The following is a 13,091-nucleotide window of genomic DNA, read 5'->3' on the forward strand; positions in this document are numbered from 1 at the left end:
CTCAGCGGTCGCGCGCGCCCTCCGGCAGGTCGCGCGCCTCATCCTCGATAGTCGCCCACGGATCGCCCGCCGCCGCGACGAGGCCGGGCAGCGTGGCGTGGTTCAGATCCTCCGGCCCCTCGACGGTCTCGAGATCCGCCCAGTCGAGCGGCGCCGAGGCCGGCAGCGGGCCGCGCGCCCTGAGCGAATAGGGCGCGACCGCGGTCGCCGCGCGGGCGTTGCGGTGGAAGTCGATGAAGATCCGGTTGCGGCGGTTCCTCTCGCCCATGACCGTGACGAAGGTCTCCGGCGCGGTCTTCGCGATCGCCTCCGCGATCGCGGCGCTGGCGGCGTGCGTCGCCTTCCAGCCGAGCCTGCGCGTGACCGGGACGACGACATGCACCCCCTTGCCGCCGGAGGTCTTGACGAAGGGGACGAGGCCCATCGCGCGCAGTTCCGCGCCGACATGGGTCGCCGCGTGAACGATCTCGCGCCAGCCGATCCCCGCGCCGGGGTCGAGGTCGAGGATCACGCGGTCCGGATGCTCGACGTCGTCCTTGCGCGCGCCCCAGCAGTGGAACTCCACCACGCCGAATTGCGCGAGCGCGAGATAGCCCGCCGCGTCGTCGATGGTCAGGTAAATCTTCGACTCGCCGTCGGAATCGCCGATCGCGACCTTGCCGAGCGCCTTCGGCATGCCGGTGAACGGGTGGCGCTGGAAGAAGCAGTCCTCCGACTTGCCGGAGGGGCAGCGCACCAGCGAGACCGGGCGGCGCAGGAGATGCGGCAGCATCGCCTCGCCGATCCGCGCGTAGTAGAGCGCGACGTCGAGCTTGGTCGGGCCGGAACGGCCGAAGAGCCGCCGGTCGGGATTGGTGATCGAGATCGTGGCGAGATCGGCCTCGGTGATCATGCGCTCCTTCGTACCCCGCGCGGGCGCGCTGGCCTTCCTGCCCGTGGCGGCGCCGCGCAGGCCGAGGAAAACGGCGTGGCGCACCCAATTGTTCCCGGTCCGGCTCGCGTAGCGGATCCGCGCGGTCAGGACCGGGCGCACCGGGATCACCTCGCGCGGCGCCTCCGGCAGCGGCGGGGCGCCGGCGCGGAGCGGCTCGAGTCGGGCGAGGAGGTCGGCCATCGCCGCCTCGTCGAAGCCGGTGCCGACCTTGCCGCGATAGTGGAGCTCGTCGCCGTCCCATTCGCCGAGCGCCAGCGCGCCGAGCCCGCCCGCCCGCGGCGAGGCGGTATAGCCCGCGATCGTGAAATCGCCCGTGCGCGGCGCCTTGGCCTTGAGCCAGCTTCGCGAGCGTCCGGGCCGGTAGGGCGCGTCGGCGCGTTTCGAGACGACGCCCTCGAGCCCCATCTCGCCCGCCCGGGCGAAGAAGGCGGGGCCGTCGCCCGCGACGTGGTCGCTCAGCCGGATCGCCGCGGGCGGGGCCGGCCCGAGCAGCGCGGCGAGCAGCGCCTTGCGGCGTTCGAGCCGGACCTCGGTCAGGTCCCAGCCATCGAGATGGAGCAGGTCGAAGGCGAAGAAGGTGAGCCGGCCCCCGGGGCCGTCGGAGAGCGCGCTCTGCAGGAGGGCGAAGCGGCTGACGCCCTTCTCGTCGAGCGCGACCACCTCGCCGTCGATCACCGCCGCGCGGCAGGGGAGCGCGGCGAAGGCGGCGCCGAGATCGCCGTAGCGCCGGGTCCAGTCGAGCCCGCCCCGGGTGACGAGCCGCGCCGCGCCCTCCTCGACGAAGGCCATGGTCCGGTAGCCGTCGAACTTCATCTCGTGCAGCCAGTCGCGTCCGTCGGGCGGCGCATCGGCGAGGGTCGCGAGCTGGGGCGGGAGCGTCGCGGGCATCGCCGCCTTGCGCGCGCCCTTCGAGGCGCCGGGGCGAAGCCGCCGGGGCGGCGGGGCCTTCGCCGGGGCGGGCGGGGGAGCGGGGGCGATGAGATCCTCGATCCGGCGGCCCGATTTCACGCTCTCCGGCCGCTCGGCCAGGATGTCGGAGCCGGGGGCGGCGGCGAAATCCTTCTCCTTGATCAGGAGCCAGGGGATCCGGCGCTCGCCCCGTTTCGGCTTCATCCGGGCGAGCATCCAGCCGCCCCGGAGCTTCTCGCCCGCGAGGCGGAACTTGAGCGCCCCCTTGTCGAGATCGGCCCGCGCGTCGCCGGCGGGCGCCCATTCGCCCGCGTCCCAGACGAGGGTCGGGCCCGCGCCATAGGAGCCTTCCGGGATCACGCCCTCGAAATCGGCGTAGTCGAGCGGATGATCCTCGACCCGGATCGCGAGCCTGCGGTCGGCCGGATCGAGCGAGGGGCCCTTCGGCACCGCCCAGCTCAGCAGCACGCCGTCGAGTTCGAGCCGGAGATCGTAATGGGCGGAGCTCGCGTGATGCTTGTGCACGACGAAGCGATGCCCCGCCGCCGGCGCGGCGCCGCCCGCGGGTTCCGCGGTGCGGCCGAAGTCGCGCTTGCGGCGATAGGTCTCGAGCGCGTCGCCGTCCCCGGACCCCGGCGAGGGGTCGCGTCCGGATCCGCGACGGGGCGTTCGCGCGTCTGACATGGAGGAAGGCTAGGACAGCGCCGGGCCGCGCGCAATCGCGGCCGGGCGCGCGCTCGCGGCATCGGGCCTTGATTTCGGCGCCGCGCCCGTAGCTGATACGGCGGACCGGCGACTTCCCGCTGACCGGGCGGCCCCGTGGCCCGCGCCGGGAAATTTGGATCAGGATCAAGGAGACCCGCGAATGGCTCGTTTCGATGGCAGGGTGGCGATCGTCACCGGGGCGGCGAGCGGCATCGGCAAGGAGATCGCGCTCAGATTCGCCGCCGAGGGCGCGATTCCGGTGATCGCCGACCTCAACGTCGAGGCCGCCGAGAGGACCGCCGAGGAGATCCGCGGCAAGGGTGGCGAGGCGATGGCGGTGGCGATGAACGTCACCGACGAGGCCGAGGTCGACGCGGCGGTGGCGGAAGTCGCGAAGAAATATGGCAAGATCGACATTCTCGTCTCGAACGCGGGGATCCAGATCGTCGCCCCGCTCATCGAGTTCACCTACGCCGACTGGAAGAAGATGCTGGCGATCCATCTCGACGGCGCCTTCCTCACCACGCGGGCCTGCCTGCGCCACATGTACGAGGCGAAATACGGCCGGGTGATCTACATGGGCTCGGTCCATTCCAAGGAGGCCTCGAAGCTCAAGGCGCCCTATGTGGCGGCGAAGCACGGGCTGCTCGGCCTCGCCAAGGTGCTGGCGAAGGAGGGGGCGGAATACAACGTCAGCGCGAATGTCGTCTGCCCCGGCTTCGTGCGGACGCCGCTCGTCGAGAAGCAGATTCCGGAACAAGCGCGGGAGTTCGGCATTTCCGAGGAGGAAGTGGTCAGGAACATCATGCTGAAGGAGACGGTGGACGGCGAGTTCACGACGACCGACGACGTGGCCGACGCGGTGCTCTTCCTCGCGGCGGCGAGGAACTGCGTGATGACGGGCCAGTCCGTCGTCGTCAGCCACGGCTGGTTCATGCAGTGACGGCGCGCCCCGGGTCCGGTGAACTCCCTCCGCCGGATCCGCCCGGAGACGAAGGAGGGATGCCATGGCCGAGGATGCGCGGGAGCGGGCCGAGGAGACCGACGAGGCTCCGGACGCCTGGCGGGAAGAGGATCGCGAGAGCCACGCGGGCGCGTCGACACGGCCCTCGGGCGACGAGGGCCGGGAGGCGCGCCGCCCGACCGATCTGACGAAACGTTCGTGGAAACAGGTGCTGCTCCGGGTCTGGAACGGCATCGCGGAGGATCACCTCTCCATCATCGCGGCGGGGGTCGGCTTCTTCGGCATGGTCGCGGTCGCGCCGTCCTTCGCCGCGCTCATCGGCATCTACGGGATCTTCGCCGATCCCGACGCGGTGGCGCAGAATCTGGAGCGCGTGCGCCCCATCCTGCCCGGCGACGCCTATTCGCTGCTCGAGGGGCAGGTCGACCGGCTGCTCGCCGCGGGCACCGGCAGTCTCGGCCTCGCCTCGCTGATCGCGATCTTCTTCGCGCTCTGGAGTTCGCGCGCCGGGGTCGCCGCGCTGATGGAGGGGCTCAACATCGTCTATCGCGAGCGCGACACCCGCAACATCGTCTGGCAATACGCGAGTTCGCTCTTCCTGACGGTCATCGTGATCGCGCTCGCGATCCTCGCGCTCGTCGTCGTCGTGGCGCTGCCGGCGGTGATGACCTTCCTCCATCTCGACCAGCTCGGCATCGGCGCGCTCGGCGCCTGGCTCGCGCGCGTGCTGCCGCTGCTGGTGCTGGGCGTCGCGGTCGTCTTCGTGATCGGCGTCGTCTACCGGATGGGTCCGCACCGGGCGCCGGCGCGCAAGCGCTGGATCACGCCGGGCGCCGTGATCGCGACGATCACCTGGGTGCTCGCCTCCTATCTGCTCTCGACCTACATCTCCCGCTTCGGCAATTTCAACGAGACATACGGCTCGCTCGGCGCGATCATCGCGCTCCTGTTCTGGCTCTATCTCTCGGCCTTCGTCGTGCTGCTCGGGGCCAAGCTGAACGCGGAGATGGAGCTTGAGACCGAGCATGACACGACGACCGGACCGCCCCGGCCGATGGGACGGCGCGGCGCCTACGTCGCCGATCACGTCGCCTGAGCCATGCGCGGCGGCCAGGCGCGGCCGATGGTGAGCGTCCGGCCGCGTCTGAGGCGCCGCGACGGGCCGGAGTGGCGCCGCGTGCTGCTGCGGGGCGGGATCGTCCTCGGGCTCATCCTGCTCACGCTCGCGCTCTACTGGTTCGACCGCGCGGGGCTCCAGGACAATATCGACGGGGAGATCTCCTTCGTCGACGTGCTCTATTTCACGATGATCACCGTCACCACGGTCGGCTATGGCGACATCGTGCCCGTCACCGACCGGGCGCGGCTCTTCGACACCTTCCTCGTGACGCCGATCCGGCTTTTCGTCTGGCTGATCTTCCTCGGGACGGCCTATGAACTCCTGTTTCGCAATGTCTGGGAGCAATGGCGCATGGGCCGGATCCAGTCGCATCTCCACGATCACATCGTCGTCGTAGGCTTCGGCATCAGCGGCGCGGAGGCGGTGACGGAACTGCTGCGGAGCGGCGTCCCGCCCCAGCACATCGTGGTGATCGATTCCTCCCCCGCGGCGGCGGCGGCCGCGGCCGAGCATGGCGTCGCGGTGCTCGAGGGGGACGGGACGCGCAACACCACGCTCGAGGCGGTGCGGATCGACCGCGCCAAATGCCTCGCGGTCACCGCCGGGCGCGACGATACCTCGATCCTGATCGTGCTGACGGCGCGCGGCCTCGCGCCGCGCCTGCCGATCAGCGTCGTGGTCCGGGCCGAGGACAACGAGCCGCTCGCCCGGCAGGCGGGGGCGAACACCGTGATCAACCCCGCGAGCCTCGCGGGCCTGCTGCTCGCGGGTTCCGCCCATGGCCCGCATATCGCCGAATACATGGCCGATCTCGCCGCGATCGGCGGCGACGTGCTGATGCGCGAGCGCGCGGTGGCGGCCGGGGAGATCGGCCAGCCCCTCTCGGCGATCCGGACCGGGCTCGGGCTTCGGGTGACGCGGGGCGAGGAGACCTTCGGCTTCTGGACCGAGGGCGCCGCGCTCCTGCGCGAGGGAGACCAGATCATCGAGATCGTGCCCCGGCCGAGGCCGGCGCGGGAGGTGCCGCCCGGGGATGGCTGAGGCGGGCGGTCCCGGGCGCCGTGTGCAAGAAATCGTCAAGTTCCGCCGCCGGCCTTGCCGGCGCGCCCCGGGATGCCCAGATTGCACGGGGCGGGCCGATCCGATTCTCATGGGCGTGAGACCCCTTCGGAACAACGGGAAGGCGGCCGGCGGCGGAAGGAATCGAGCATGACGGACCCCCTTTCCAAGATCCTGACCGCGTGGAGCGGCAAGCGGCTGCGCGTGATCACCACCCTGGGCGAATTCCAGGGCGCCGTCCGGGAGGCCGGCGACTGGCTGACGCTCATCGACGGCAAGGAGCGGGAGACCGCGCTGATCCTGCGCGAGCACGTGGTCGCGGTCGCGCTGGCCGGGGCCGAGTTCATCAGCAACGCGGAACTCGACGCGCTCTTCGAGGAAGCCGAGGACGACGCCGAGACGAGCGTCTTCGCCAAGGCGGTCGGCCACTGCTGAGGCCATCGGGCCCGGCGAGGAAATCTCCCCTTAACGCCCGGCGCCGATAGTCCCGCCCCGAACGGGGTGGAGGCTCAGGCGCATGAAGGACGTCGATTTCGGAAATGCGCGGCCCGAGGGCGCCGCGGAGGAAGCGGCGATGAGCGCGGCGGCGCGCGGCGTCGCCCGGACGCTCCGGCGCGCCTCGCTCTCCCCCGCGGAACCGGCGCTGATCGCCGCCGGTCTCGATTTCGCGGCGGTCACGCTCGCCCTCTCGATCGCCGTCCTGCTGGAGCGACCCGGCGCGTTCGCCCCGGGCGACGCGTTCGGCGCCGCCGGGCAGGGGCTGGCCGTCGTCTGTCTCGTCCGGGCGGCGCGGGGCTACCGGCTCGCGGCGCTGCGCCGGTTCGGGCGCGGCCTTGGGCTTCTCTGGCTCGCCGCGCTTCTCGCCTGGGGCGCGGGCCGCGCCTTCGGCCTCGGCCCGGCGCGGCCCTGGGCGCTGCTCGCGCTCCCGCCGCTTCTCGGCGCGCCGGCCCGCGCGCTCTCGGCGGTGCTGAGCGGCTGGGTCCGGGATTTCGGCCTGACCGAACGGCGCGCGGTCATCGTCGGCGGCGGGCCCGAGGCGGAGCGGCTGATCGCGGGCCTCGCCGCCAATCCCGACAACGACATCCGCGTCTGCGGGCTCTTCGACGACCGCGCCGATGGCCGCGCGGCCCCGGTGATCGCGGGGATCCCCCGGCTCGGCACCACGCGCGAACTGCTCGCCTTCGCCCGCGCGGCCGAGATCGACATGCTGATCATCGCGCTGCCGCTCGCCGCCACCGCGCGGATCCGGGAGATCCTGGCGCCGCTCTCCGTGCTGCCGCTCGATATCCGGCTCTCGACCTACAGCGCGGACATGGAGTTCCGCCGGGGCGCGGGCGACGGGTTGCGCGCGCTCGGCGCGCGCCCGCTCGGGGACCGGGGGGCGATCCTGAAGCGCGCGGTCGATCTCCTCGGCGCGAGCCTCGCCCTCCTGCTCCTCGCGGTTCCGATGGCGCTCGTCGCGCTCGCGATCCGGCTGGAGAGCCGGGGGCCCGCGCTGTTCCGCCAGCCCCGCCACGGGTTCAACCACCGCCCCATTCCGGTCTGGAAGTTCCGCTCGATGTACGCGGAGGCCTGCGACCCCGCGGCGCGCCGGATCGTGACGCGCGACGACCCGCGCGTGACGCGCGTCGGCCGGTTCATTCGCAAATACTCGATCGACGAACTGCCGCAGCTCTTCAACGTGCTGCGGGGCGAGCTCTCGCTCGTCGGGCCGCGGCCCCACGCGGTCGTGGCGCTGACGAGCCAGCAGATCGCCTTCGCCGAGATCGTCGACGGCTACGCGGCGCGCCACCGGATGCGGCCGGGCATGACCGGCTGGGCGCAGATCGAGGGCTGGCGCGGCGAGGTCGACGACCCGGAGAAGCTGCGCCGGCGCTTCGAGCACGATCTCTACTACATCGAGAACTGGTCGCTCGGCTTCGACCTCCGGATCCTGCTGCTGACGCCGTTCCGGCTCCTGAACCAGCGCGGCGCCTATTGAGGCCGGATCGGGCTCAGAACTCGACCTCGAGCTCGATGATCTCGTCGGGCTCGGCCATCGCGCCCTCGGTCCATTCCTGCATCAGCGGCCAGTCGAAGATCGTCTCGCAATAGGCCTGGAGCGCCGGGGGCAGGTCGACCGCGTAGGTGCGGAAGCGCGCGCAGACCGGCGCGTACATCGCATCGGCGACGGTCGGGCGGCCGAAGAGGAACGGCCCGCCATGGGATTCGAGGCATTCCGTCCAGATCGTCCGGATCCGCTCGACGTCGGGCCGCGCCCCGGAGAAGACCTTGAACTTCTCGTGCCGCGCCTTGAGGTTCATCGGCAGCGCCGAGCGCAGGTTGTAGAAGCCGGAATGGATCTCGCCCGAGACCGCGCGGCAATGGGCGCGGCGGAAGCGGTCGCGTGGCCACAGATGCGCCTCCGGAAAGACCTCGTTGAGATATTCCGCGATTGCGAGCGTGTCCCAGATCTCGACCCCGTCATGCGAGAGGCGGGGCACCAGCACCGACGGGGAGAGCAGCAGAAGCTCCTGCCGCGAGGCGGCGTGGCTGAGGTCGACCGGCTGTTCGGTGAAGTCGAGACCCGCCATCTTGCACAGCAGCCAGCCCCGCAGCGACCAGGAGGAGTAGTTCTTCGAGGATATCGTCAGGATGGCGTCGGACATCAGCGGCTCCCGGATCGTCGTTGCAATGCAACAAACATCTCGCATCGCCGAAGCGATTGCACTAGCTTTTTCACTGTCACGCGCCGACGACCCCGTGAACCGCCCCGGGCCGGCGCCCGTCAGCGAGGAGTGTCGGATGCTCTACCAGACATACCAGATGCAGGATGATCTGATCGGGCAGCTCAGGTACGCGGCGACATGGTTCCGCTCGATGCTGGCCTGGGGCGGCGGCGCCTGCGCGCCGATGCGCCGGCTCGACGCGACGCTGGAACTGATCCAGCGCTTCCGGCTGACGCAGACCCGTCCGGACTTTCACATCCGGCCGGTGACGGTCGGCAATCGCGAGGTTCCGGTGACCGAGGAGGTGGTCCTCGACCTGCCCTTCGGCAAGCTCCTCCACTTCGCCAAGGACGTCGACGCGCCGCAGCCGAAGGTGCTGGTGCTGGCGCCGCTCTCGGGCCATTTCGCGACGCTGCTCGCGGGCACGGCCCGGACGCTCCTGAGCGATCACGACGTCTACATCACCGACTGGACCAATGCGCGCGACGTGCCGGTCGGGGCGGGGCGATTCGGCGTCGAGGATTACATCGCCTATGTGATCCGCTTCCTCGAGGAGATCGGCGGGCGCGCCCATATCCTCGCCGTCTGCCAGCCCTGCGTGCAGGGCCTCGCCGCGGTCGCGGTGATGTCGGAGGAGGATCATCCGTCGACGCCGCTCACCATGACGCTGATGGGCGGGCCGATCGACGTGCGCGAGAGCCCGACGACGGTGAACGACCTCGCGAACGAGAAGCCGCTCGGCTGGTTCGAGCGCAACGTGATCGGGACGGTGCCCGGCCGCTACGCCGGCGCGGGACGGCGGGTCTATCCTGGCTTCGTCCAGCTGACCTCCTTCGTGATGATGAACATCGAGCGCCACCGGGAGCAGCACCGCAGGCTCCACGAGCACCTCGCGCGGGGCGAGGCGGAGGAGGCGCGCAAGATCAAGGATTTCTACGACGAGTATTTCGCGGTGCTGGACCTGACCGAGGAATTCTATCTCGAGACGATCGACCGGATCTTCCAGAAGGCGGAGCTCGCGACCGGCGACTTCACCTACCGGGGGCGCAAGGTCGATCCGGGCGCGATCCGCAAGACCGCGCTGCTGACCGCCGAGGGCGGGCGGGACGACATCTGCGCCCTCGGCCAGACCAGCGCGGCGCATGACCTCTGCTCCTCGCTGCGGCCGCATCTGAAGCGGCATCACCTGCAGGCCAACGTGGGCCATTACGGGCTCTTCAACGGTGGGCGCTGGGAACGGGAGATCTATCCCGTGGTGCGCAACCACATCCTGTCGATGGAATAGGCGCGTCCCTCCGGGACGCGGCGGAGCGGCCCTTTGGCCGCGAGTCCTTTTTCTCCCCGCCTGTTGGCGGGGCCCCTCGCTCCGGAGCCTGACGGCTCCTGCGCGGACTGCCCGATAGATTTCATGCCCATATGAAACATGGGAGGAAGCGAGCGTCGGCGGACCACCCGGCGGGGCGAAGAGCCGGCGGGTGCCGCCCGCCACGGGCGAAGGTCCGGAAACGCGCCGCGGACGCCACGCTGCCACGCGCGGAACGCCGGACGCGGCGCCACCGCCCGGAGGGCCTGCTCCGGGCCGGGCGGCTCAGGCGGAGAGGCGCCCGGTCAGGTGATCCCCGAGACGAAGCGCGAGCTGGGTCAGCGTATAGGTCGGGTTCGAATGCCCCGGGGTCGAGAAGACGCTGGAGCCACCGACATAGAGGTTGTCGGTCCCGTGCACCCGGCAGTCGGCGTCGACGACGCCGTCGCGCGGGTCGGCGGACATCCGGGTCGTGCCCATGTGATGCTTGCCGCCGACCTCGTCCTTGTCGGTGCCGGGGATCTCCGCCGGCTCCGCCGTGAGCCAGTCGCGCAGTTTCAGCCGTCCGATGTCCTGCTCGGCGATATGCGCGCCATAGGCCATGGCCGCGGTGCGCATCGTGTGGATGTCGCGTTCGGACATGTGCCAGTCGAGCATCGGGCGGCGCAGGCCGAAGGCGTCGCGCTCGGTCCCGAGGCGGACGCGGCTGTCGGGGTTCAGCGCCTGTTCGAAGGCGATCCGCGTGATCGCGAGCGGTTCCGGCCGGGGCGCGCCCCGCGTCTCCCACCAGGCGCCGACCCCGCCGAGGTCGCAGTTGGCAAGCTCGCGCCCCAGCACCTTCTCCGCCAGCCGCTCGCCGAAGTCGCGGCCGCAGCCGGCGCCACGGATCAGCGCGTCGGTCAGGCCGGTCTCGGGAGGGTAGTATTCCGGCTCCAGCCGCAGGCCGAAGTTCAGGATCTCGTTCTCGTAGAGGAATTCCTCGGTCGGCATGAAATATTCGCGCTCCTGGCTCGGCGCGCGCAGCACGACGTCGGAGATCACGAAATGCGGGTGGTCGCAGAAGAAGCGGCCGACCATGTCGGCGCGGTTGCCGATCCCCTCCGGGAACTGCTGGTCGAGCGCGAGCAGCAGCCGGGCGTTCTCGATCCCGCCGGTCGCGAGCACGTAGTAGCGCGCCTTGACCGTGAAGCCGGGATCGTCCGGCGCGTAGGACCTGAAGGTGGCGCCGAGCACCTTAGTCCCGGCCTCGTCCATCGGCATCGCGACGAGATTGGCGTTGAGCCAGAGGTCGATCCGGTCGGAGGCGGTGAGTTCGTCGAGATATTTCTCGGCGAAGCGGGTCGGCGGGCTCCAGCGGAACTGGAAGCGGTGGAAGCGGTATTCCTTCTGCGCGAAGGGCAGGTTCGGCGCCTCCGATTCGTTCGGGACGTCGAGGATCTGGTCGGCCTCTGCGCGGTAGGGATCGAGGTCGAGCTTGGTGATCGGCCAGCCGCTCAGCGGGTTGTAGCGTTTCGGCACGAAATCGACCGGTTCGAGCGCGCGGCACCAGCCGGCCCAGTGGTTCGAGGTGCCGCCGAAGAAGCGCAGGCGCGAGGTGTCGAGCGGGAAATAGTCGAGCCCGACGTTCTCGCCGACATAGGGGTCCTGCGACTCGACCTCGATCTCGAGCCCGCCGGCCTCCATCAGCGCGATCCGCGCGCCGGAGCGGGCGAGCACGCGGGCGGCGGTGATGCCCGCCGGGCCGCCGCCGATCACGCAGACGTCGTAGACCTCCTCGAAGCCGCCGCGGTCCGCGGCCTTCGCGTCAAACCTCATGGGCGGCGATGGCGCGCAGGTCGGCCGTGGTCAGGATCCAGCCGTCGACGAGATGCAGCCCCGGGCCGATCTGGCTGGCGGCCAGCGCCGAGGCCGGTTCCGCCGCGAGGAGCCGCGCCGCGGGCAGGCCGAGCGCGAAGGTGGCGAGCGCCCCGAGGGTGCCTTTGAGGAATTCGCGTCGTTCGAGCATGTGTCTTCTCATCCTTCCGCTCCGCCGATCTCAGCCCGCCGGCCGGCGCCCGGTCAAGAGCCGCGTCCGGAACTGGTTACCGCGGGCCGGGGTCCGCCGCCAGCCCCCCGCGCCGGCGGGTGCGCGGTCAGGCGCCGAGTGTGGCCCGGAGCACGCGGATCCAGTTGCCGTGGCAGAGCCGTTCGATCAGCGCCGCGTCGTAGCCATGGCCGGCGAGGGCGGCGCGGAGCGCGGGCAGGCCCGCCACGTCGCGGATGCCGTCGGGCACCATCGCGCCATCGAAATCCGAGCCGAAGCCCACCTTGTCCTCGCCGAGCCGGCCGATCAGGTGGTCGAGGTGGCGCAGGATCGGCTCCCAGCCGATATCGGCGCCGCGCCGGCCGTCGGGGCGCAGGAAGCAGGTGGCGAAATTGAGCCCGACCATGCCGTCGCGCTCGCGGATCATGTCGAGCTGGCGGTCGGTGAGGTTGCGCGTCGAGGGCGAGACCGCGTGGGCGCAGGAATGGGTGGCGACGAGCGGCGCGTCCGACAGCGCCGCCACGTCGTCGAATCCCTTCGCATTGAGATGCGAGAGGTCGACCAGCACGCGCAGCTCGCCGCAGAGGCGGACGAGGTCGCGGCCGAGCGGGGTCAGCCCGTCGCCGGTATCCGGGTCGCCCGGGAAGCGGAAGGGAACGCCGTGGCCGAAGATCGTCGGCCGGCTCCAGACCGGGCCGAGCGAGCGGAGGCCGGCGGCGTGAAAGACATGGAGCGCGTCGAGATCGGGGCCGATCGCCTCGGCGCCCTCCATATGCGTGATCGCGGCGATCACGCCTCCGGCGAGGCAGCGCTCGACCTCGCCCGCCGTGAGGCAGACGCGGAAGGCGCCGTCCGAGACCCGCTCCATCCGCCGCAGGATCCCGGCCATCGCGAGGGCGATCGGCTGCGCCGTCTGGACCGGCACCGGGTCGGGCAGGGCGAGATCGTAGGGCGGGTTGTCCATCATCGCGTCGATGTCGAGCCCGCCCGGCATCGGCGAGGGGATGTAGATCGCGAAGAACCCGCCGGCGAAGCCGCCCGCGCGCATCCGCGGCAGGTCGAGATGGCCCCGGCCGTTCCCCCGGAGCCAGAGCCGGTCGCGATCCTCCGGCGCCGCGCGCCAGAGCCGGAGCAGGAGGTCGTTGTGGCCGTCGAAGATCGGGGGGGTGGCGGGCAGGTCGGTCATGGCGGTTCCAGGCAGGGCGCGGGGCGCGCGCGGGACGATCGGTCGGTTGCTCGGGACCGGGCGCGCGACGCGCGGACGTTGGCACAGAATTTCCGCGGCCGCGAGAGCGCGCGGCGCCGGGCGCGGCATCCCGTACCCGCGTGAGGCCGCCGCCGGTTGCGGGGCGGGGAATCGGGCACT

The 13,091-nt window shown here is 71.2% G+C and carries 11 protein-coding genes; 6 read left to right on the top strand and 5 right to left on the bottom strand.

The window, feature by feature from the left end; all coding sequences use genetic code 11:
• Position 1: 1 nt before the first annotated feature.
• Positions 2-2,527, bottom strand: coding sequence for a DNA ligase D (gene ligD / locus FJM51_RS02810; protein WP_140452597.1), 2,526 nt, complete (start codon positions 2,525-2,527; stop codon positions 2-4).
• Positions 2,528-2,708: 181 nt separating this feature from the next.
• Here ligD and FJM51_RS02815 point away from each other — a divergent pair, with 181 nt between their 5' ends.
• The 5 genes from FJM51_RS02815 (at position 2,709) to FJM51_RS02835 (ending at position 7,672) form a co-directional block, all read left to right on the top strand.
• Positions 2,709-3,491 (top strand): 3-hydroxybutyrate dehydrogenase, encoded by a 783-nt coding sequence (locus FJM51_RS02815; RefSeq protein ID WP_140452598.1) that lies wholly within the window; start codon positions 2,709-2,711, stop codon positions 3,489-3,491.
• 64 nt (positions 3,492-3,555) lie between these two features.
• Entirely contained in the window at positions 3,556-4,608 is a 1,053-nt protein-coding gene (locus FJM51_RS02820; protein ID WP_140452599.1) for a YihY/virulence factor BrkB family protein, read from the top strand.
• A gap of 3 nt (positions 4,609-4,611) precedes the next feature.
• Positions 4,612-5,673: a potassium channel family protein gene (locus FJM51_RS02825; protein WP_210240197.1), complete on the top strand. Its 1,062-nt coding sequence runs from the start codon at positions 4,612-4,614 to the stop codon at positions 5,671-5,673.
• A 168-nt stretch (positions 5,674-5,841) separates the two neighbouring features.
• Positions 5,842-6,126 (top strand): hypothetical protein, encoded by a 285-nt coding sequence (locus tag FJM51_RS02830; RefSeq protein ID WP_140452601.1) that lies wholly within the window; start codon positions 5,842-5,844, stop codon positions 6,124-6,126.
• An 82-nt stretch (positions 6,127-6,208) separates the two neighbouring features.
• Positions 6,209-7,672, top strand: coding sequence for an exopolysaccharide biosynthesis polyprenyl glycosylphosphotransferase (locus FJM51_RS02835; RefSeq protein ID WP_233712953.1), 1,464 nt, complete (start codon positions 6,209-6,211; stop codon positions 7,670-7,672).
• Between the two features lie 13 nt (positions 7,673-7,685).
• On the opposite strand, the gene FJM51_RS02840 is transcribed toward FJM51_RS02835, so the two are convergent.
• Positions 7,686-8,339, bottom strand: coding sequence for a glutathione S-transferase (locus FJM51_RS02840; protein WP_140452602.1), 654 nt, complete (start codon positions 8,337-8,339; stop codon positions 7,686-7,688).
• Positions 8,340-8,475: 136 nt separating this feature from the next.
• Here FJM51_RS02840 and FJM51_RS02845 point away from each other — a divergent pair, with 136 nt between their 5' ends.
• Entirely contained in the window at positions 8,476-9,684 is a 1,209-nt protein-coding gene (locus FJM51_RS02845) for a polyhydroxyalkanoate depolymerase (RefSeq protein ID WP_140452603.1), read from the top strand.
• 303 nt (positions 9,685-9,987) lie between these two features.
• Here the strand turns inward: FJM51_RS02845 and FJM51_RS02850 are convergent, their stop codons facing one another.
• From FJM51_RS02850 to FJM51_RS02860, 3 genes are all read right to left on the bottom strand, one after another.
• The gene (locus FJM51_RS02850; protein WP_140452604.1) at positions 9,988-11,517 is read right to left on the bottom strand and encodes a GMC oxidoreductase; all 1,530 of its coding nucleotides are present in this window, start codon (positions 11,515-11,517) and stop codon (positions 9,988-9,990) included.
• Positions 11,507-11,707: a hypothetical protein gene (locus tag FJM51_RS02855; RefSeq protein WP_140452605.1), complete on the bottom strand. Its 201-nt coding sequence runs from the start codon at positions 11,705-11,707 to the stop codon at positions 11,507-11,509. The genes FJM51_RS02850 and FJM51_RS02855 overlap by 11 nt, the downstream gene beginning before the upstream one ends.
• Positions 11,708-11,834: 127 nt before the next feature.
• Complete coding sequence (locus FJM51_RS02860; protein WP_140452606.1) at positions 11,835-12,911, bottom strand: dipeptidase; 1,077 nt, start codon at positions 12,909-12,911, stop codon at positions 11,835-11,837.
• Between the last annotated feature and the right edge of the window lie 180 nt (positions 12,912-13,091).

The organism is Amaricoccus solimangrovi, from assembly GCF_006385685.1.
Taxonomy (GTDB): domain Bacteria; phylum Pseudomonadota; class Alphaproteobacteria; order Rhodobacterales; family Rhodobacteraceae; genus Amaricoccus; species Amaricoccus solimangrovi.

Excerpts from the sequence above, each read along its gene's own strand:
- FJM51_RS02850 (WP_140452604.1), bottom strand. The coding sequence starts at position 11,517 with ATGAGGTTTGACGCGAAGGCCGCGGACCGCGGCGGCTTCGAGGAGGTC.
- FJM51_RS02815 (WP_140452598.1), top strand. The coding sequence starts at position 2,709 with ATGGCTCGTTTCGATGGCAGGGTGGCGATCGTCACCGGGGCGGCGAGC.
- FJM51_RS02825 (WP_210240197.1), top strand. The coding sequence starts at position 4,612 with ATGCGCGGCGGCCAGGCGCGGCCGATGGTGAGCGTCCGGCCGCGTCTG.
- FJM51_RS02820 (WP_140452599.1), top strand. The coding sequence starts at position 3,556 with ATGGCCGAGGATGCGCGGGAGCGGGCCGAGGAGACCGACGAGGCTCCG.
- FJM51_RS02860 (WP_140452606.1), bottom strand. The coding sequence starts at position 12,911 with ATGACCGACCTGCCCGCCACCCCCCCGATCTTCGACGGCCACAACGAC.
- FJM51_RS02835 (WP_233712953.1), top strand. The coding sequence starts at position 6,209 with ATGAAGGACGTCGATTTCGGAAATGCGCGGCCCGAGGGCGCCGCGGAG.
- ligD (WP_140452597.1), bottom strand. The coding sequence starts at position 2,527 with ATGTCAGACGCGCGAACGCCCCGTCGCGGATCCGGACGCGACCCCTCG.
- FJM51_RS02845 (WP_140452603.1), top strand. The coding sequence starts at position 8,476 with ATGCTCTACCAGACATACCAGATGCAGGATGATCTGATCGGGCAGCTC.
- FJM51_RS02830 (WP_140452601.1), top strand. The coding sequence starts at position 5,842 with ATGACGGACCCCCTTTCCAAGATCCTGACCGCGTGGAGCGGCAAGCGG.
- FJM51_RS02855 (WP_140452605.1), bottom strand. The coding sequence starts at position 11,707 with ATGCTCGAACGACGCGAATTCCTCAAAGGCACCCTCGGGGCGCTCGCC.
- FJM51_RS02840 (WP_140452602.1), bottom strand. The coding sequence starts at position 8,339 with ATGTCCGACGCCATCCTGACGATATCCTCGAAGAACTACTCCTCCTGG.